This is a genomic window from Pannonibacter sp. XCT-53 (assembly GCF_009915765.1).
Lineage (GTDB): Bacteria > Pseudomonadota > Alphaproteobacteria > Rhizobiales > Stappiaceae > Pannonibacter > Pannonibacter tanglangensis.
On the sequence record NZ_JAABLQ010000001.1, the window covers coordinates 2845337 to 2864108 of the forward strand.

Consider the following 18772-nt stretch of genomic DNA (forward strand, 5'->3'; position numbering starts at 1 on the left):
ATGCAGCCGCCGGCACCCGGCGGTGTTTTTTGAAGGTGACCCATGTCGGACACGATCAAACTCATCTCGCCGGTCGACGGATCGGTCTATGCGGAACGCGCGGCGCTGGACGCCGTCGCCGTCGAGCGGGTGGTGACAGCCGCCCGCACCGCCCAGACCGGCTGGGCCGCGACCCCGCTTGCCACCCGCATCGACTACTGCCTGAAGGCGCTGGACGCGCTGCTGGCGATGAACGACGACATCGTGACGGAACTGGCCTGGCAGATGGGCCGGCCGGTGCGCTACGGCGGCGAGAAGGGCGGCCTGGCGGAGCGGACCCGGTACATGGCGAGCATCGCCGAGACGGCCCTCGCCAACATCGAGCGCCATGACCGCCCGGGCTTCAAGCGCTACCTGAAGATGGAGCCGCTCGGCATCGTCATGGTCATCGCGCCGTGGAACTATCCCTACATGACGGCCGGCAACGCGATCTTCCCGGCGCTGATGGCGGGCAACGTGGTCATCCTCAAGCATGCGGCGCAGACGCTGCTCGTCGGCGAACGCTATGCCGCTGCCTTCGAGAAGGCCGGCCTGCCGAAGGGCGTGTTCCAGAACATCGTCCTGACGCATGAGGGCACCGAGGCGCTGCTCGGCTCCGGCGCCATCGACCATGTCAACTTCACCGGCTCGGTTGCCGGCGGCAAGGCCATCGAGCGGGCGCTGGCGGGCACCTTCGCCACCATGGGTCTCGAGCTCGGCGGCAAGGACCCGGCCCTGGTGCGCGCCGATGCCGATCTGGACTACGCGATCGCCAATCTCGTCGACGGCGCGTTCTTCAATTCCGGCCAGTGCTGCTGCGGCATCGAGCGCATCTATGTGCATGAAAGCCGCTACGACGCCTTTGTCGACGGCTTTGTCGCCCTGACGCGCGACTACAAGCTCGGCAATCCGCTCGATCCGGACACCACCATCGGTCCGATGGCGCAGACCCGCTTTGCCACCTGGGTGCGCGAGCAGACCGAGGAGGCGATCCGCAAGGGCGCCAGGGCCCACATCGACCTGTCCGCCTTCCCGATGGACAAGGCCGGCACGCCTTACCTCGCCCCGCAGGTGCTGACCAACGTCAATCACCAGATGTCGGTGATGCGCGAGGAAAGCTTCGGCCCGGTCGTCGGCATCATGAAGGTGAAGGACGACGCCGAGGCGATCCAGCTCATGAACGACAGCCCCTATGGCCTCACCGCGTCCATCTGGACCGAGGACGCCGAGGCCGCCGAAACGATCGGTCACCAGATCGACACCGGCACCGTGTTCATGAACCGCTGCGACTACGTGGATCCGGGCCTTGTCTGGACCGGCGTGAAGGACACCGGCAAGGGCGCCGCCCTGTCGGAAATCGGCTTCGCCAACCTGACGCGCCCGAAGTCCTACCACCTGCGTCTCGAGCACTGAGATTGAAACCCGCCTGCTCCCCCGCCGCATCGCAAAGGGGAGCAGGCAAGCGAACCGGAGCTGCCCCGCGACTGGCCTGCGACTGACTTGCGACTGGCTTGCGACTGGCCTGCGACTGGCCTGCTGGCCGCAGCGCCCTCTCCCCCCTGAGGGGGGAGAGGGGGTGAGGCGCTGCCAGTTGCCCGGGATGAGCCAAGCTTCAAGGGACAATGGGATGGCAACGCCCGACCTGTCCCCCATGCAACACCCTTCACCGCGTTGACCCCGACGCACCAACTGACTGAAAGCCCGACCCATGACTGCCCTTCCGTCCGTGAACTGGTCCTATCCCACCGCCGTGCGCTTCGGCGCGGGCCGCATCAAGGAACTGCCTGCCGTCGTCAAGCTCGCCGGCATGAAGCGCCCACTGCTGGTCACCGATCCCGGCCTTGCGAAGCTGCCGATGATCGCCGACATGGTCGCCCTGCTGAAGGCCGAGGACATCGACTGCGCCGTCTTCTCCGACGTCAAGCCGAACCCGGTCGACAGCAACATTTCCGCAGGCGTTGCCGCCTACAAGGCCGGCAGCCATGACGGCGTGCTGGCGGTTGGCGGCGGCTCCGGCCTCGATGCCGGCAAGCTGATTGCCTTCATGTCCGGCCAGACCCGCCCGATCTGGGACTTCGAGGACATCGGCGACTGGTACACCCGCGCCGATCCGGCCGGCATTGCCCCGATCGTCGCCGTGCCGACCACGGCCGGCACCGGCTCGGAAGTCGGCCGCGCCGGCGTCGTCACCAACGAGGCGACCCACACCAAGAAGGTGATCTTCCACCCGAAGATGCTGCCGGCCTATGTCATCTGCGATCCGGAACTGACCACCGGCATGCCGCGCATGATCACCGTCGGCACCGGTATGGACGCCCTCGCCCACTGCCTGGAGGCGCTGTGCTCGCCGTTCTACCACCCGATGTCGGAAGGCATCGCGGTCGAAGGCGCGCGTCTGGCGATCCACAACCTGCCGATCGTCGCCGCCAACGGCTCCGACCTTCTGGCGCGTGGCCACATGATGAGCGCGGGCGCCATGGGGGCCGTTGCCTTCCAGAAGGGGCTCGGCGCCATCCACGCCCTGTCCCACCCGGTCGGCGCGCTCTATGACACGCACCACGGCATGACCAATGCCGTGTTCATGCCCTATGTGCTGAAGTTCAACCGCCCGGCCATCGAGGCCAAGATCGAGCGTCTGGCGGCCTTCTGCGGCATCGCCGGCGGCTTCGACGGTTTCCAGGCGCATATCCTGAAGATGCGCTCCGACCTCGGCGTGCCGCACACCATCGGCGGCCTCGGCGTCGACGGCGCCAAGCGCGACCTGATCGCCGACATGGCCATCGTCGACCCGACCGCCGGCGGCAACCCGGTCGAACTGACCCGCGACGCGGCGCTGTCGATCTTCGACGCGGCGCTCGAAGGCAAGCTCTGATCCGGCAACACCGGACCGGGGGACCTGAACGGCCGGGCCTTGCGCCCGGCCGTTTGCGTTGCCGGAGGCCGGCCTGAGACGACGCCGCACGGCTTCGCAATGCACCCTGTTTGTTTTGTCAGGGCATCTGGCCAAACCCGCCTGCAGGTGGTTAACCTTGGCCCTGCAACCGCGAAGACGGGGAGGTCACCAGCATGCAACGACGCGAGTTCCTGAAAGCAGCCGCCGTCACGGCCGCCGCAAGCCCGGTGCTGGCCGCACCGGCCCTCGCCCAGGCGACCCTCAATCTCAAGCTGGTCGGCGGCTTCCCGCGCGGCTTTCCCGGCGTCGGCACCGGCGCGGAAAAGCTCGCCCGGCGCATCGAGGGCATGAGCGACGGCAAGGTGAAGATCACCTATTACGGCGGCGGCGAGCTGGTGCCCCCCTTCGAGGTGTTCTCGGCCGTGTCCAGCGGTGCCGCCGACATGGGGCACACGGCGCCCTACTTCCATGTCGGCAAGGTCCGCTCGGCCATGTATTTCACCACCGTGCCCTATGGTCTCGACCAGACGGAGCTGTCGGGCTGGATTGCCTTCGGCGGCGGGCAGGCCCTCTGGGACGAAGCTTATGCCCCCTTCGGCGTGAAGTCCTTCTATGCCGGGGGCTCCGGCGCGCAGGCCGGCGGCTGGTTCAAGAAGCCGATCGAGAAGCTGGATGACCTCGCCGGTCTCAAGATGCGCATCGCCGGCCTTGGCGGCGACGTCATGCGCAAGCTGGGCGTCAACACGGTGCTGACCCCGCCGCCGGAAATCTACCAGGCGCTGCAGTCCGGGGTGGTCGATGCCGCGGAGTTCGTCGGGCCCTGGAACGATGTGGCGCTCGGCCTCTACAAGGTTGCGCCCTACTACTACCTGCCGGCATTCCACGAGCCGGGACCGGCGCTGGAAATGCTGGTGAACCAGACCGTCTGGGGCAACCTCTCGCCGACGCTGCAGGCGATCTTCGCCAGTGCCGCCAAGGCGCAGGCCGAGGAGACGATTGCCGAGTTCCGCTACAACAACACGCGGGTGCTGGCCGACCTGACGAGCAAGGGCGCCAAGGTCTCCGCCTTCCCCGACGACGTGGTGGCGGCGCTCGGCAAGGCCTCGCGCGAGGTGCTCGACGCCTTCCCCAAGGGCGATCCGATGGCAGAGAAGATCCACGGCGCGTATGTGGACTACATCCGCCTGTGTGCGGCCTATACCTCGGCGATGGAGGGCCGCATGTACCGCGACCGTTCCGCGGTCTGGGGCGTGTGAGGCGCGCAGCAGATCCGATCGGGGGGCGGCGGGATGTCCGGCCTCCCGTCGCCTGTCCTGTCCGTGCAGACTGGAACCGACCATGTCCGACCCATTCGCTCTAGACGCTGGCGTTCGAGACGCTGGCCCTCGAGACGTCGGCCCTCGAGACGCCGGCCTTCAAGACGCTGGCCTTCATGGCGCTGGCCGCCCGCGCCTGCGCGACCTCGGCCGCGCCATCGGGCGCTTTGCCCCCGGCCCCCTGAACGCGATCACCGATGTGGCCGGTGTGCGGGTCGGGCATGTGACGCTGATCGAGGGGGAGCGGATCCGCACCGGCGCGACCGCGATCCTGCCGCATGGCGGCAACGTGTTTCAGGACAAGGTCCCGGCGGGCTTCGCGGTGCTGAACGGGTTCGGCAAGTTTGCCGGATCGACGCAGATCGCGGAACTGGGGGAACTGGAGAGCCCGATCGTGCTCACCAACACCCTGGCCACAGGCCGGGCCATCGAGGCGATCCATGCCCATGTGCTGGCCCAGCCGGGCAACGAGCGCGTCGTGTCGATCAACGCGGTGGTGGGCGAGACCAACGACAGCCGCCTCAACGACATCCGCGCCGGACGACCGACCGTGGCGGAGATCGGTGCGGCCCTCGCGGCCGCCCGCGAAGGGCCGGTGGCGGAGGGCGCCGTCGGGGCCGGCACGGGCACCGTTGCCTTTGGCCTGAAGGGCGGGATCGGGACCGCGTCGCGCCGGGTGCCGCTCGGCGGTGCGGGCGAGGCGATGCTCGGGGTGCTCGTGCAGGCAAACTATGGCGGCAGCCTGCGCGTCGACGGCGTGCTGGTGGACACCCGCGCCACGGCAGACGCGGACGGGTCGATTGTTCTCATCCTGGCAACGGACGCTGCCCTTTGTCCGCGCAACCTGACGCGGCTGGCGACGCGCAGCTTTGGCGGCCTGGCCCGCACGGGCGCGGCCCTGTCCAACGGATCCGGCGACTATGCGCTGGCCTTCTCGACGGCCGGGTGCCTGCGCCTGACACCGGGGCGCCGGGCCGGCACGGCCCCGTTCGGCGGGCTGGGCAATGACCGGATCTCGCCGCTGTTCGAGGCCGCCATCGAGGCGGCCGAAGAGGCGATCGTCAACGCGCTGCTGGCGGCTGGCAGCCTGGAGGGCTTCGATGCGGGACGCATGAGGCCCTCCCGGTTTGAAGGACTGGTGCTGCCGGCTGTCTGAGTGGAGGCGAACGGACGAGGTCGGCCGGGCTGCCGACACCTGTCCCCTCCCGACGAGGTCAGGGCCCTGCATTGCCTGGATGGATCGAGAAGCCTCTCCGCGCCCCTCTCCCTCATGGGGAGAAGGACTGAGCGGCACAGACCCTCGTTCAAAGGCGCTTTTCGGGCGTCATCACCCGGTGATGGCGAGATACAGGCTCGTCAGCGCGGTCGCTGCGATGACGCCGAAGGTCGCGATCATGCCCGCCATGCGGAACTTGAGGTTTTCCGCAACCTGCGAGACGCCATAGGCATGGCTGAGACGACCGGCCAGCAGCACCGCGCCATAGCCATGCAGCAGCGCAAAGGGAGCCCCCTGCAGCTCGCACAGGGCAAGCAGCAGCAGCGCGAAGGGGACATATTCGGCAAAGTTCGCATGCACGCGCACGCGCCGCGTCAGGTCGGCATCGCCGCCATGCCCGAGGGCGACGCGGGCCTGGTTGCGCCGCGCGATGACGCGATAGGACAGGAACAGGAACAGCAATGCCAGCAGGGCCGCATAAACCGGCGTGACCATCAGGAGCAGGGCGAGCGAATCCAAGAAAACCTCCGGGGGCAATGACTGTCGTCAGAAATCAGGCGACGGGCCGTCGTCTCAGCATTCGACGATATTCACCGCAAGCCCTCCGGTCGAGGTCTCCTTGTATTTTTCCGTCATGTCCAGTCCGGTCTGGCGCATGGTCTCGATGCAGCCGTCCAGCGGCACGAAATGGGTGCCATCCCCGCGCAGGGCGAGCGAGGCGGCCGTCACCGCCTTGACGGCGCCGACCGCGTTGCGTTCGATGCAGGGCACCTGCACCAGCCCGGCGATGGGGTCGCAGGTCATGCCGAGATGGTGCTCGAGCGCGATCTCGGCCGCGTTCTCGATCTGCTCGTTGGTGCCACCGAGCGCGGCGCAGAGGCCGGCGGCAGCCATGGCCGAGGCCGAGCCGACCTCGCCCTGGCAGCCCACCTCCGCGCCGGAAATCGAGGCGTTGGCCTTGATGATGCCGCCGATGGCGGCTGCGGTCAGCAGGAAGGTGCGGATGCCGGCCTGGTTGGCGTCGGGGCAATGGTCGAGGTAGTAGCGGATCACCGCCGGGATGACGCCGGCCGCGCCGTTGGTCGGGGCGGTCACCACCCGGCCGCCGGCGGCATTCTCCTCGTTGACCGCCATGGCATAGACGCCGAGCCAGTCCATCACCGTGTGCTTGAAGGGCGAATTGTTGCCCTGGTCGGCCAGCAGCTTCTCGTGGATGCCACGGGCCCGGCGCTTCACCTTCAGCCGCCCCGGCAGGATGCCGTCCTGCTTCAGGCCACGGTTGATGCAGCCGTCCATCGCCGCCCAGATCCGGTCGAGCCCGGCCTCGACCTCGTCGTCGGGACGGGCGGCGCACTCATTGGCCCATTTCATCTGTGCAATGGTCAGGCCGGAGGCCTTGCCCATCTCCAGCATGGTGGCCGCATTGGGGAAGGGATAGGGCACATCCTGCTGCGCCAGTTCGTTGCCGCCGCTGCGGCTCTGGCCGATCTCGTCGGCGCTGGCGATGAAGCCGCCGCCGATGGAATAGAGAACCAGCTCCGACAGGACCGCGCCGGCGGCGTCGAGCAGCTGGAACACCATGCCGTTGGAATGCAGCGGCAGCGCCGGGCCGAAGTCGAAGATCAGGTCCGTCTCGGGATCAAAGGAAAGCTGTGCGCCGCCCGGCGTGCGGATCTGCCGATCCCGCGCCAGGCGCTCCAGCATCGGCTCCACGTCCTCCGGGTCCATCTCGGCCGGCACGGCGCCCATCAGCCCGAGGAAAATGGCGCGGTCGGTGGCATGGCCCTTGCCGGTGAAAGCCAGCGATCCGTGCAGGCGCACCTGGATGCGCGCGGCGCCCTCCGGCAGGGGCGTGATCGACGACAGGAACCGCGCGGCCGCAACCATGGGCCCGATCGTGTGGGAGCTCGAAGGGCCGATACCGATCTTGAAGACGTCGAAGACGCTGATGAACATGGATTTCCGCTGTCTGGTCCCCACCGGATCCTGTCCGGCGCGCGCGGATCATGCCTATCTTTTGGGCTCCCGTCACGGGGGCGAATGGATGGTTTCCCCTGCGTGCCGGTTTCGCGCCAGAAGAACGTCGCAACCGGCGCCACGCAGGGCCGTCAGCCGGCCCGGGCCGGTCCGGCCGCATGTGGCCAGAGCGTGTCGTAGACGGCCTGGGAAAAACCGATGTGCTCGGTCAGCAGGTGCTCGGCCCGGGCCGAATCACGGTCAAGGGCCGCCTCCATCAGCAGCGTGTGATGCGCAAGGCCGAGGGTGCGGACATAGAGCGCCCGCAGCGTGCCGTCGCGGTCATCCTGCATGCGCTGGCGCACATCGGGCGCGCTCAGCATGTAGCGGTTGTGGCGGCGAAGCTGGGCGGAGATCTGCGTGGCGAAGAGCGTGAGCCAGGGCGCGGTCGCCCCCGCCAGCAACGTGGCATGGAAGGCATCGTGACGGGCTTCCCAGAGGCGGATGCTGGCCGGCTCGGCATCCGGATCGGGGGACGGCGTCGAGGCCAGCAGGTGATGCGCCGCCACAACCGCAGCCTCCCACGCCTGGTCGCCTTCGGCCACCGACCGCGCCAGCAGCCGCAGCTCCAGCGCGAGGCGGGCCTCCTGCAGGTCCTTCAGGCTCTCCGCCGACACGCCGGCGACCCGGAAGCCCTTGTTCGGCGCCAGCACGACCAGCCGTTCGGCCTCCAGACGGGACAGGGCCTCGCGCAAGGGCGTCCAGCCGAACCCGAACCGGTCCTTCAGGCTCGAAACGGTCAGGGGCGCATCCGGTGCCAGGCTGCAGTCAAGTATGGCGCCCCGGAGCGCGAGATACGCATCCTCTGTCTTGGGCATGGCGGTCTCCGCATGGATTCCCGTCAGACCTGCGTCAAAATATATCAAGTGTCAAATTATATATAATACCGTTGCACCAGTCCCCGGAGGCTGTTAGCCTTGGCGTCAGTCACAAGGCGGGTGTCCGTCCCGCCGGGAAGAACAACCGAGGGAGCTTCGATGACCACCCACATCACATCGCATCCGCTGGATGCCGGAGATCCGCTGGCCGCCAAGCGCGCCGCTTTCGATCTGCCGGCCGGCGTGATCTATCTCGACGGCAACTCGCTTGGCGCCCTGCCCGCGCATGTGCCGGCCCGCGTCGAGGAGGTCGTGCGCACGCAGTGGGGCACCAGCCTGATCCGCGCCTGGAACACCCATGGCTGGGTGGAGATGCAGCGGCGCATCGGCGACCGCATCGGCCGGCTTGTCGGCGCTGCACCCGGCCAGATCGTGGCGGGCGACAGCACCTCGATCAACCTGTTCAAGGTTCTCGCGGCCGCGCTGGCGCTGCGTCCGGAGCGCAAGGTGATCCTGTCCGACACCGGCAACTTCCCGACCGACCTCTACATGGCCCAGGGCCTGCGCGACCTGCTCGGCCAGGGACACGAGCTGCGCCTCGTGGCGCCCGAAGAGGTGGCGGATGCCATCGACGAGAGCATCGCGGTGACGATGATCACGCAGGTCGACTACCGCACCGGCCGCCGCCACGACATGAAGGACCTGACCGCCCGCGCTCACGCCGCCGGGGCGATCGCGATCTGGGATCTCGCCCATTCCGCCGGCGCCTTCCAGGTGGAGCTCGACGCCTGCCAGGCCGATTTTGCCATCGGTTGCGGCTACAAGTATCTCAACGGCGGCCCCGGTGCCCCGGCCTTCGTCTATGTCGCGGAACGCCACCACGCGACGGCGGTGCAGCCGCTCGCCGGCTGGCACGGGCATGATGCGCCGTTTGCCTTCGATCTCGACTATCGCCCGGCCCATGGCGTCGACCAGATGAAGGTCGGCACGCCGCCGGTCCTGTCGATGGCAGCCCTCGAAGCGGCGCTCGAGGTCTTCGACGATGTGGACATGACGGCGCTCAGGGCGAAGTCCGTGTCGCTGTGCGAGCTGTTCATCCGCGAAGTGGAGAGCCGCTGCGAGGGCCTGGTCCTGGCCAGCCCGCGCAACGCCGACCAGCGCGGCAGCCAGGTCTCGTTCCGCTTCCCCGAGGGCTATGCGCTGATGCAGGCGCTGATCGCGCGCGGCGTCATCGGCGACTTCCGGGCCCCCGACATCGTCCGCTTCGGCTTCACGCCGCTCTATGTCTCCCATGCCGACGTGATCGCCGCCGTGGACATCCTGGCCGACATCCTGGCCACCCGTGCCTGGGACCGGCCCGAGTACAAGACCCGCGCAAAGGTGACCTGAGATGAGCGACGCCCAATGCCCGATGGCGCCCAAGCCGGCCAAGGCCTATGACCCGGCCGAGGACGGCGCGCAGATGCGCTTCGACGGCCGCATGTCCTATGGCGACTATCTGGGACTGGACAAGATCCTGTCGGCCCAGAAGCCGCTGTCGACGGCCGATGACGAGCTGCTGTTCATCATCCAGCACCAGACCTCCGAGCTGTGGATGAAGCTTGCCTTGCACGAGCTGGCCACGGCCAAGGCGCTCATTGCCGCCGATGACGTGCAGCCGGCCTTCAAGCTGCTGGCCCGGGTCGCGCGGATCTTCGAGCAGCTCAACTCTGCCTGGGATGTGCTGCGCACGATGACGCCCAGCGACTACACGACCTTCCGCAACGCGCTCGGTCAGTCCTCGGGCTTCCAGTCGTTCCAGTACCGGGCGATCGAATACATGGTCGGCAACAAGAACGCTGCCATGATGCGCCCGCACGAGCATGTCGACGGGGTCTACAGCTGGCTGGAGGGGATCCGGCAGGACACGGGCCTCTATGACGAGGCGATCCGCCTGCTCGCCCGCAACGGCTTTGCCATTTCGGAGGCGGTGCTCAAGCGGGACGTCTCGGCCCCCTACCAGGCGGACGAGAGCGTGCGTCTGGCCTGGATCGAGGTCTACCGCGATCCGGCGCGCCACTGGTCGCTGTATGAACTGGCCGAGAAGCTCGTGGACTTCGAGGACTATTTCCGGCGCTGGCGCTTCAATCACGTCACGACGGTGGAACGGGTGATCGGCTTCAAGCGCGGCACCGGCGGCACCAGCGGCGTGACCTACCTGAAGCGCATGCTGGATGTGGTGCTGTTCCCCGAGCTGTGGGCCATGCGCGCCGATCTGTGATGCCGGGGCGCCGGCCCCATCCCGGCGCCTCGACTGAAAGGGCGGTCAGGAGCGAAGCACCCTCAGCCCCTGACCGTCCCGCATCCGCGCCAGCAGTTCCTGGCGCTCGCGGTTGGCGGCATAGAGCCGCGCGAAGTCGTCAAAGGGCACCGGACGGCTGAAGTAGAACCCCTGGTATTCGTCGCAGCCATTCTCGACCAGCCAGTCCAGCTCCTCGCCCTGCTCCACCCCTTCCGCCACGATCCGGACCTTCAGCACCTGGCCGAGCGACACGATCAGCCGGGTGATCGGGGCCGTGTGCTTGAGATCGCGGATGAAGGTCTGGTCGATCTTGAGCACGTCGATCGGGTACTTCTGCAGATAGGCCAGGTTGGAATAGCCGGTGCCGAAGTCGTCAATGATGATCTGGTAGCCGCGCTTCTTCATCCGGGCGAGCGCCATGCGGATCGCCTCGCTGTCGCCCAGGAGCACCGATTCCGTGATCTCGAAGCCGAGCCGCTCGGGATTGCAGCCGGTTTCCTCCGGCAGATGCAGGATCTTGTCGATCAGGTCCGGATCGGAGAACTGGCGCGGGCTGAGGTTGATCGACAGGGAAATGTCGATGCCCGCCTCCTGCATCCGCGTCTGCTGCCGCGCCACGTTGCGGTACACCCATTCGCCGATGTTGATGATCATCCCGGTCTCCTCGCAGGCCGGGATGAAGGAGCCGGGGCCAAGCAGGCCGCGTTCGGGATGCTGCCAGCGGATCAGGGCTTCCGCTGCCACGATCTCGCCGGTCTTGACGCTGAGGCGCGGCTGGTAGAACAGCACGAACTCGTCCCGTTCCAGTGCCCGCCAGAGATCCTTTTCCAGCGTCACCTTTTCCTCGAGACGCTGGCGCAGGTCCATCGAGAAGGCGGTGACCTTGCTGGAGCGGTCGGACTTGGCCTCGAACAGCGCCAGGTCGCAATGGCGCATCAGCGTGTCCATGTCGGCACCGTCGTCGGGGCAGATGCTGAGGCCGACCGCCAGGGTCGTCTGCAGCACGTGCCCGCCGATGTCCATGGGCTCGAGGAACAGGTCGATCAGCTGCCGCCCGAACTCCTGCGGGTTGAGGGTCCCGGTGCGGTCCGGCATGCAGATCAGGAACTCGTCGCCGCCCAGACGCGCCACGGTGCCGCGCTCCGCAACGAAGCCCGCCAGCCGGCCGGCCACCGCCTTCAGCAGCAGGTCGCCGATGGCATGGCCCAGCGTGTCGTTGACGGTCTTGAAGCCGTTGAGATCCAGAAAATAGAGGAACAGGTTCTGGGCGTCGGAGACGGCCGTGCGGATCATCTTCGGCAGATGCGCCTGCAGGAACACGCGGTTCGGCAGGCCCGTCAGGATGTCATGATCGGCGAAGAAGCGCGCCCGCTCCTGCGTCTCCTTCAGCTCGGTGACGTCGATCTCGCTGACCAGATAGGCCGGCACGCCGGTGACCGCATCGCGGCAGACCCGCGCGGTGATCTCGTGCCAGCGGATGCCGCGGCTGGTGCGGGTCTGCGCCACCACCTTGCAGTCCGAGCCATAATCGAGCGCACCGGTCAGGGCGTCGGCCACGCTGGCGTCGACGAGCCGGTTGTGCAGCGACAGGTCGGCGTCGATCTGGGAGGCACGCGACGCGGGGTTGCGGTAGAGCGGCGCGCCGTTGCGCGAGAACAGCGAGATCATCACCGGCGTGTGCAGCAGCGCCTCGGCGCTGCGCAGCGTCTCGGGCCGGATGTCATGGTTGACGGTGCCCTCGCAGAGCATCGCCATGCGGCCGTCGCGCAGCCGGAGGCCGCGGAAGACGACCTGCAGGGTCTTGGGCACGCCGTTGGGATAGATGGTCCAGTTCTCGGAGAAGGTCGCGTCGGCGCGGAGGAAGTCGGTCCGGTACTGCGCCAGCCGCTCCGCCACGGCACGGGACATGTCGGCCCCGAGATCGCGCTTGCGCAGGTCACAGAGGCTGGCGGCACCCCAGACATCGAGGGCGCTGCGGTTGCCCCAGACGATGCGCTTGCGGTCGAAGTCGTACACCCACATCGCCGTGGCGATCCGGTCCACCTGCGCCAGCAGTTCGCGCGGGTCGATCGCATCCAGCAGGTCGGTTCCGGCTTCGCTGAGGCTCATGTCATCCTGCCCTGGTGGAGGAAGGTCGCGGCCAGCTTGACCGGCGAGCCCGGGGAGATCATGGGACGACGGGACCGGAAGCGTCTGACGCCGCTGCGGCAGATGACCCGGAGGCCGGTCGGGACCGGCGCGGCCATCGTCCGTTTGGCGCGCTTGTCGTGTCCCGTGTCTCCCAGGGCGGCGGTCATGCTTCAATCCCGGATTGCATCCACTGAGGCCATCTTTGCGAAAAAAGTGTAGTTTATCACTTAACGCCGTTGGTAAAAAATTCGTTAATCTCAGCCTAAGTGTTTAGAAGATTTGGATCTTGTCGGAAAATCCGAAAACTTCGCAAGGACCGGATGCCATGCAAACAGAAGATCTGCTGCACGGGAACAGCGCTGTCCAGGACAGGTTGTGGTGTTGATCTCGCTGCATTGCAAAATTGATTGCAGCTTCATTCGGTTCATTGCACTTCCGATTGCTGCCGGTTGCAGCCGCGACCAGCCAGATCTCAACCATGAGACGCGGAACAGTTGCAGCCGGCGGGCCGGCCAATCGGGCGGTCGCGCCTTGCGATGGTTGCCAGATTATATATTATGTGCTTCAAGAAATATAACTTCACAGCGGATGCCCCCGTTGTTGCGTTCGAGTCGGGAGGGAGGTCTCTTGCGCAGGATCATTGACATCACGCCGCCTTTGCGTGCCGGATCGGCCGTGTTCCCGGGGGATGCGCGCTACGAGGCGCGGCAGACCTTCGCGATGGGGCCCGGCTGCCCGGTGAATGTGGCCGCCTTCTCCATGTCGGTGCATTGCGGGGCCCACGCGGACGCCCCGCTGCACTATGCCGCCGGCGCCGCCTCGATCGACCAGCTCGACCTTGCGGACTACATTGGCCCCGCCCGGGTGATCGACGTGCGCGGCACCGCCCCGCTGGTGCAGCCCGAGGCGCTCGCCGGGCGTCTGGAGGGCGTGCCGCCCCGGGTCCTTTTGCGCCTGACCGACGGTCTCGATCCGGATGTCTGGCCGACCGGGTTCCCGGCGCTCGCGCCGGAATCGGTCGAGCTGCTGGCCCGTGCCGGTGTCCGGCTGATCGGCGTGGACGTTCCGTCGGTCGATCCGGAAACTTCCAAGGATCTGCCCTCTCACATGGCTGTTTTTCGCCATGACATGCGGATTCTGGAAAATCTTGATCTATCTCAGGTTACCGAGGGTGAATTTGAGTTGATTGCGCTGCCCATCCCGTTAGAAGGGCTGGATGCTGCGCCTGTGCGGGCAGTTCTGAGGCCTCTGGCCTGAGAGTACGGCACCCGTCGGGAGCGGGTGCCAGCCGAATATCGAACTGATAACAACAAGAGCGCCAGGCAAAACCGGCCGGCGGCGGGGATGAACAGATGCTGGAGCTTGACCAGCTTGTGAAGCAGTTCGGCGGTTTCCGGGCCGTCGACAAATGCAGCTTCAGTGTCCAGCAGGGCACGATTACCGGTCTCATCGGTCCGAACGGGGCCGGAAAGACAACTCTCTTCAATCTGATCGCGGGCGCCTTCCCTCCGACAGCGGGCCGCATCCGCTTCCTCGGCGAGGATGTCACCGACCTGCCGAGCAACCAGCTCTTCCACAAGGGCCTGGTGCGAACCTTCCAGATCCCGCACGAGTTTCACCGCCTGACGGTGCTGGAAAACCTGATGCTCGTGCCGCCGGCCCAGCCGGGCGAGAGCCTCCTGTCCAACTGGCTGAGCTGGGGCAAGGTCAGGGCAGCCGAACAGGCCGTCGAGGCGCGGGCCTGGGAAACGCTCAAGTTCCTTGAACTCACCCATGTCGCCAATGTCCGCGCCGGCAACCTGTCCGGCGGCCAGAAGAAGCTTCTGGAACTGGGCCGCACCATGATGACGGACGCCAAGCTGGTGCTGCTCGACGAGCCGGCGGCCGGCGTCAACCGGACGCTGCTGCGCAAGCTTGAGGAGAAGATCCTCATCCTCAACCGGGAGCGCGGCTACACCTTCATCCTCATCGAACACGACATGGAAATGATCGAGAAGCTCTGCGATCCGGTCGTCTGCATGGCCGAAGGCAAGGTGCTCATCTCCGGCGACTTCCAGACCGTCCGCTCCGATCCGCGGGTTCTGGAAGCCTATCTCGGCGAATCCCAGGGAGATGCGGCATGAGCGTGCTGATGAACATGCAGGATCTCGTCGGCGGCTACGGCGAGGCGGACATCCTGCAGGGCGTGTCGATGACCGTCCACGAGAAGGAGATCGTCGTCATCGTCGGCCCCAACGGCGCCGGCAAGTCGACGGCGATGAAGGCGGTGTTCGGCCTGCTCACCATCCGCGGCGGCTCGATCCGCTTCGACGGCGACGACATCACCGGCTGGGCTCCGAACCGGATCGTGCAGCGCGGCATCTGCTACGTGCCGCAGGTGGACAACATCTTCCGCGAGATGAGCATCCACGAGAACCTCGAGATGGGCGCGTTCCTGCGCAAGGGCGACCTCAGCGCCGCCTATGACCGCGTCTACACCCTGTTCCCGGATCTCAAGGAGCGCCGCAGGACGCTGGCGGGCAACCTGTCGGGCGGGCAGCGCCAGATGGTCGCCATGGGCCGGGCGCTGATGCTTGACCCCAAGCTGCTGCTGCTCGACGAGCCGACGGCGGGCCTCTCGCCGAAATACATGGAACAGATCTTCCAGATCAGCCGGGACGTCCGCGACACGGGTGTCGCGATCCTTCTGGTGGAACAGCACGCCAAGCAGGCGCTCGCCTTTGCCGACCGGGCCTATGTGCTCGCGGCCGGCGCAAACCGCCACGAAGGCACCGGTGCAGAGCTCCTCGCCAACCGCGAGGTCGCTGAAATGTTCCTCGGCGGATGAGGCGGACGACCCATGACCCTGATTGATTTCCTCAATTTCTACATCGTCCCGGGCGTCGTGCTGGGGTCGATCTATGCCCTGGGTGCCGTCGGCATCACGCTGGTCTTTGCCATCCTGCGCTACGCGCATCTCGCCCACGGCGACCTGGCGACCCTCGGCGCGTTCCTCGCGCTTGCCATGATCCATCTGTTCGGCGTGTCGATCTGGGTGACGCTGCCCTTCGTCATCCTCATGGTCGCCGCCATCTCGGTCGGCATCGACCGGGTCTGCTACGAAGCCTTCCGCGACCGGCCGAAGATCATCACGGTGATGGCCTCGCTCGGCGTCGCGCTGATGATCCGCGCGGTCGTGCAGGTGGTCTGGGGGGTCGACACGGAGACCTACAGCCGCGGCCTGGTGCGCCCGGAAGACTATTTCGGCCTGCGCCTGCGTGACCGCGAGATCTACACGGTCCTTGCCATGATCGTGCTCGTCGTCGCCCTGCAGCTGTTCCTGAGCCGGTCCAAGTGGGGCAAGGCCATGCGCGCCATGTCCGACAACCCGAACCTGGCGCTTTTGTCCGGCATCGACAACCGCAAGGTCGTGATGCTGACCTGGATCATCTCCGGCGGCCTGTGCGCCGCAGCCGGCATCTTCCTCGGCCTCAACACCGAGCTGAAGCCGATGATGGGCTGGTCGATGCTGCTGCCGATGTTTGCCGCCGCGATCCTGGGCGGTGTCGGGCGGGTCGAGGGCGCCGTTCTGGGCGGACTGATTGTCGGCATCGTCGAGGAACTGTCCGTGCTGGTCCTGCCCAGCGAATACAAGGCGGCAATGGCCTTTGCGATCCTGCTCGTGATGCTGCTGGTCCGCCCGACCGGCCTGCTGCGCGGCAAGGTGCTCTGAGGGGAGGCGGAACATGGAACTGGCACTCGGTCTTGCCAACTACGCCCTCTTCATGGGCGTCTTCATCGGCATCTATGCCATCCTGGCCCTCGGGCTGAACATCCAGTGGGGCTATTCCGGCCTCTTCAACGCGGGCATCGCCGGCTTCTTCGCGGTCGGCGCCTATACCTCGGCGATCCTGACGAGCCCCGAGGCTGCCGGGCGCATCGGCGGCTTCGAGCTGCCGACCGTGGTGGGCTGGCTCGGCGCCATGGTGGCGGCAGCGCTGATCGCCTGGCCGATCGGCAAGGTCTGCCTGCGCTTCCGCTCGGACTATCTGGCCATTGCCTCGATCGGCATCGCAGAGATCATCCGTCTGGTGATCAAGTCGGAAGACGCGCTGACCAACGGGTCGAAGGGCATCAACAACATCCCGCGGCCCTTCGGCGACCTGCCCTATGTGCAGTCGCAGATGGCCTATCTCGCCATCGTGCTGGTAGTGCTGGCGGTCGTCTATTTCGCGGTCGAGCGCCAGTACAACGCCCCCTGGGGCCGCATGATGCGCGCCGTGCGCGACAACGAGACCGCAGCCACGGCCATGGGCAAGGACATCGCCTTCCGCCGCCTGCAGGCCTTCATCTTCGGTGCGGCGCTGATGGGACTGGGCGGGGCGCTGTTTGCGCATTTCAACCGCTCGATCACGCCGGAAGCCATCGACCCGATGGTCGCCACCTTCCTCGTCTGGATCATGCTGATCCTCGGCGGCTCCGGCAACAACCGCGGCGCCATCCTCGGCGCTGCGGTGGTCTGGATCATCTGGTCCGTTTCCGAGATTGCAACCGACCGGCTCCCGCATGAATATGCGGTTCAGGCGAAATACATTCGTGTGTTTCTCATCGGGCTGATGCTGCAGCTTGTGCTGCGCTACCGGCCGGAGGGCATCCTGCCGGAGCCGCTGGGCGGCACCCGCCAGCCGACGCGCTCCGGCGATCAGGCCACGCCGCGCCAGAGCCGCTGACAGGTCTTTGGTGCGGTCGGGGCTGGCCCGGGCCGCACCAGGAAAAGGTCCCCGGCAACAAGGGGGCCGACATCGCTCGGGAGATCTCCACGCGGGATCTCTCACGGAGGGGCAGCAAGCTCCCGGAACACAAGTGGAGGTTTGGAATGAATAAGAAGGTACTGGCCCTCGCCGGTTCTCTCCTCGCCGCGACCACCCTCGCCGGAACCTCGGCACAGGCCGACGTCAAGATCGGCCTGCTGGGCGGCATCACCGGCCCGATCGCCGCGATGGCACCGGCCATGCTTCTCTCGGCCGAAATGGCGATCACGGAAGTGAACGCCCAGGGCGGCATCGGCAAGGGCGAGAAGCTGGTGCAGGTCACCGGCGACGACGCCTGCAACCCGCAGAACGGCACGGACGCCGCCACCAAGGCCGTGAACATCGACGGCGTTGTCGGTCTCGTCGGCCCGCACTGCTCGGGTGCCGTGATCGCCGCAGCCAACTCGGTCACGATCCCGGCCGGCATCGCGCTGATCACGCCGTCGGGCACCTCGCCGGAAATCACCAAGCTCAAGGACAATGACACCGTGTTCCGCACGGTTCCGTCCGACGACTACCAGGGCCGCGCCCTGGCCCGCGCCCTGAAGGGCAAGGGCATGGACAGCGTCGCCGTTGCCTATCTCAACAACGACTACGGCACCGGCCTCGCCAACGCGTTCAAGGCCGAGTACGAGAGCATCGGCGGCAAGATCACCGCGTTTGCGGCGCATGAAGGCGAGAAGGCCTCCTACCGCACCAACCTGGCCGAGCTGGCCAAGGGCGGTTCCGACACGCTCGTCATCTTCGACTATGGTGATGGCAGCGGCCTGACCATGCTGCGCGAGTCGCTGGAAAACGGCTTCTTCAAGAACTTCGTCGGCGCGGACGGCATGAAGTCCGACGCTCCGATCAAGGAGCTCGGCGCCAGCAACCTGAACACCTTTTTCACCTCCGCGCCGGTCGGCGAGAAGTCCGACTCGCTGGAAATCTTCGCGAAGAACTTCAAGGACATCGGCGGCGATCCGGATGCGGTCTTCGTGACCACCTCCTATGACGCCACGTTCCTGATGGCCATGGCGATCGAGAAGGCCGGCGGCGACAAGACCAAGGTTGCCAAGGCGCTGCGCGAGATCACCGCAACGACCGACGGCGAGCCGGTGAAGCCGGGCGAGTGGGCCAAGGCCAAGGAACTGATCGCAGCCGGCAAGCCCATCACCTACAAGGGCGCGGCAGGCGACTACACGTTCGACGCCAACGGCGACGTGCCGGGCGTCTACGCCCTGTTCAAGGTCGGCGCTGCCGGCTTCGAGAAGATGGCCGACATGAAGTAATCCCCCCCGAGAGGGACGGGATG

At 66.8% G+C, this 18772-nt stretch carries 16 protein-coding genes and 1 pseudogene; 13 read left to right on the forward strand and 4 right to left on the reverse strand.

Annotated elements, in window-relative coordinates; genetic code table 11:
- The first annotated feature begins 42 nt into the window (after nt 1–42).
- The 4 genes from GWI72_RS12650 to GWI72_RS12665 all read left to right on the forward strand — a co-directional run bounded on the left by GWI72_RS12650 (nt 43) and on the right by GWI72_RS12665 (nt 5383).
- Nucleotides 43–1431 (forward strand): aldehyde dehydrogenase family protein, encoded by a 1389-nt coding sequence (locus GWI72_RS12650; protein ID WP_161708833.1) that lies wholly within the window; start codon nt 43–45, stop codon nt 1429–1431.
- 295 nt (nt 1432–1726) lie between these two features.
- Complete coding sequence (locus GWI72_RS12655; protein WP_161708834.1) at nt 1727–2890, forward strand: iron-containing alcohol dehydrogenase; 1164 nt, start codon at nt 1727–1729, stop codon at nt 2888–2890.
- Between the two features lie 194 nt (nt 2891–3084).
- A complete protein-coding gene (locus GWI72_RS12660) occupies nt 3085–4167 on the forward strand; it encodes a TRAP transporter substrate-binding protein (RefSeq protein WP_161676560.1) in 1083 nt (360 codons plus the stop codon).
- Nucleotides 4168–4363: 196 nt separating this feature from the next.
- On the forward strand, nt 4364–5383 hold the full coding sequence (locus GWI72_RS12665) for a P1 family peptidase (protein WP_348272693.1): 1020 nt from the start codon (nt 4364–4366) through the stop codon (nt 5381–5383).
- Between the two features lie 171 nt (nt 5384–5554).
- Here the strand turns inward: GWI72_RS12665 and GWI72_RS12670 are convergent, their stop codons facing one another.
- The 3 genes from GWI72_RS12670 to GWI72_RS12680 all read right to left on the reverse strand — a co-directional run bounded on the left by GWI72_RS12670 (nt 5555) and on the right by GWI72_RS12680 (nt 8277).
- Nucleotides 5555–5962, reverse strand: coding sequence for an MAPEG family protein (locus GWI72_RS12670; RefSeq protein WP_208995845.1), 408 nt, complete (start codon nt 5960–5962; stop codon nt 5555–5557).
- Nucleotides 5963–6016: 54 nt separating this feature from the next.
- Nucleotides 6017–7399, reverse strand: coding sequence for an L-serine ammonia-lyase (locus GWI72_RS12675; RefSeq protein WP_161676562.1), 1383 nt, complete (start codon nt 7397–7399; stop codon nt 6017–6019).
- Nucleotides 7400–7551: 152 nt separating this feature from the next.
- Nucleotides 7552–8277 carry a GntR family transcriptional regulator gene (locus GWI72_RS12680; RefSeq protein ID WP_161676563.1) on the reverse strand — a complete coding sequence of 242 codons (726 nt, stop codon included), beginning with the start codon at nt 8275–8277 and terminating at the stop codon, nt 7552–7554.
- 159 nt (nt 8278–8436) lie between these two features.
- On the opposite strand from GWI72_RS12680, the gene kynU reads away from it, so the two are divergent.
- Entirely contained in the window at nt 8437–9666 is a 1230-nt protein-coding gene (kynU, locus tag GWI72_RS12685) for a kynureninase (RefSeq protein WP_161676564.1), read from the forward strand.
- A 1-nt stretch (nt 9667) separates the two neighbouring features.
- Complete coding sequence (kynA, locus tag GWI72_RS12690; protein ID WP_390806430.1) at nt 9668–10537, forward strand: tryptophan 2,3-dioxygenase; 870 nt, start codon at nt 9668–9670, stop codon at nt 10535–10537.
- A 45-nt stretch (nt 10538–10582) separates the two neighbouring features.
- On the opposite strand, the gene GWI72_RS12695 is transcribed toward kynA, so the two are convergent.
- Nucleotides 10583–12667, reverse strand: a complete 2085-nt coding sequence (locus GWI72_RS12695; protein WP_161708836.1) for a putative bifunctional diguanylate cyclase/phosphodiesterase — start codon at nt 12665–12667, stop codon at nt 10583–10585.
- A gap of 609 nt (nt 12668–13276) precedes the next feature.
- Between GWI72_RS12695 and kynB the strand changes: the two genes are divergently transcribed.
- The 7 genes and pseudogenes from kynB (at nt 13277) to GWI72_RS12730 (ending at nt 18749) form a co-directional block, all read left to right on the forward strand.
- The gene (gene kynB, locus GWI72_RS12705) at nt 13277–13945 is read left to right on the forward strand and encodes an arylformamidase (protein WP_244314346.1); all 669 of its coding nucleotides are present in this window, start codon (nt 13277–13279) and stop codon (nt 13943–13945) included.
- 173 nt (nt 13946–14118) lie between these two features.
- A pseudogene (locus GWI72_RS20415) lies at nt 14119–14511 on the forward strand (ATP-binding cassette domain-containing protein); the annotation flags it as partial.
- Nucleotides 14512–14706: 195 nt separating this feature from the next.
- Nucleotides 14707–14811, forward strand: a complete 105-nt coding sequence (locus GWI72_RS20420) for an ABC transporter ATP-binding protein C-terminal domain-containing protein (RefSeq protein ID WP_394351104.1) — start codon at nt 14707–14709, stop codon at nt 14809–14811.
- Nucleotides 14808–15515, forward strand: a complete 708-nt coding sequence (locus GWI72_RS12715) for an ABC transporter ATP-binding protein (RefSeq protein WP_161676569.1) — start codon at nt 14808–14810, stop codon at nt 15513–15515. Before GWI72_RS20420 ends, GWI72_RS12715 begins: the two co-directional genes overlap by 4 nt.
- A gap of 12 nt (nt 15516–15527) precedes the next feature.
- Entirely contained in the window at nt 15528–16400 is an 873-nt protein-coding gene (locus GWI72_RS12720) for a branched-chain amino acid ABC transporter permease (RefSeq protein ID WP_161708837.1), read from the forward strand.
- A 13-nt stretch (nt 16401–16413) separates the two neighbouring features.
- On the forward strand, nt 16414–17397 hold the full coding sequence (locus GWI72_RS12725; RefSeq protein ID WP_161708838.1) for a branched-chain amino acid ABC transporter permease: 984 nt from the start codon (nt 16414–16416) through the stop codon (nt 17395–17397).
- A gap of 146 nt (nt 17398–17543) precedes the next feature.
- Nucleotides 17544–18749 carry an ABC transporter substrate-binding protein gene (locus GWI72_RS12730; RefSeq protein ID WP_161676572.1) on the forward strand — a complete coding sequence of 402 codons (1206 nt, stop codon included), beginning with the start codon at nt 17544–17546 and terminating at the stop codon, nt 18747–18749.
- Nucleotides 18750–18772: the final 23 nt, after the last annotated feature.

What these genes read in the sequence shown, in the direction of transcription:
- kynA (WP_390806430.1), top strand. Translation starts at nt 9,668, where the DNA reads ATGAGCGACGCCCAATGCCCGATGGCGCCCAAGCCGGCCAAGGCCTAT.
- kynU (WP_161676564.1), top strand. Translation starts at nt 8,437, where the DNA reads ATGACCACCCACATCACATCGCATCCGCTGGATGCCGGAGATCCGCTG.
- kynB (WP_244314346.1), top strand. Translation starts at nt 13,277, where the DNA reads ATGCCCCCGTTGTTGCGTTCGAGTCGGGAGGGAGGTCTCTTGCGCAGG.
- GWI72_RS12675 (WP_161676562.1), bottom strand. Translation starts at nt 7,399, where the DNA reads ATGTTCATCAGCGTCTTCGACGTCTTCAAGATCGGTATCGGCCCTTCG.
- GWI72_RS12725 (WP_161708838.1), top strand. Translation starts at nt 16,414, where the DNA reads ATGGAACTGGCACTCGGTCTTGCCAACTACGCCCTCTTCATGGGCGTC.
- GWI72_RS12650 (WP_161708833.1), top strand. Translation starts at nt 43, where the DNA reads ATGTCGGACACGATCAAACTCATCTCGCCGGTCGACGGATCGGTCTAT.
- GWI72_RS12655 (WP_161708834.1), top strand. Translation starts at nt 1,727, where the DNA reads ATGACTGCCCTTCCGTCCGTGAACTGGTCCTATCCCACCGCCGTGCGC.
- GWI72_RS20420 (WP_394351104.1), top strand. Translation starts at nt 14,707, where the DNA reads ATGGCCGAAGGCAAGGTGCTCATCTCCGGCGACTTCCAGACCGTCCGC.
- GWI72_RS12660 (WP_161676560.1), top strand. Translation starts at nt 3,085, where the DNA reads ATGCAACGACGCGAGTTCCTGAAAGCAGCCGCCGTCACGGCCGCCGCA.
- GWI72_RS12680 (WP_161676563.1), bottom strand. Translation starts at nt 8,277, where the DNA reads ATGCCCAAGACAGAGGATGCGTATCTCGCGCTCCGGGGCGCCATACTT.
- GWI72_RS12715 (WP_161676569.1), top strand. Translation starts at nt 14,808, where the DNA reads ATGAGCGTGCTGATGAACATGCAGGATCTCGTCGGCGGCTACGGCGAG.
- GWI72_RS12695 (WP_161708836.1), bottom strand. Translation starts at nt 12,667, where the DNA reads ATGAGCCTCAGCGAAGCCGGAACCGACCTGCTGGATGCGATCGACCCG.
- GWI72_RS12720 (WP_161708837.1), top strand. Translation starts at nt 15,528, where the DNA reads ATGACCCTGATTGATTTCCTCAATTTCTACATCGTCCCGGGCGTCGTG.
- GWI72_RS12730 (WP_161676572.1), top strand. Translation starts at nt 17,544, where the DNA reads ATGAATAAGAAGGTACTGGCCCTCGCCGGTTCTCTCCTCGCCGCGACC.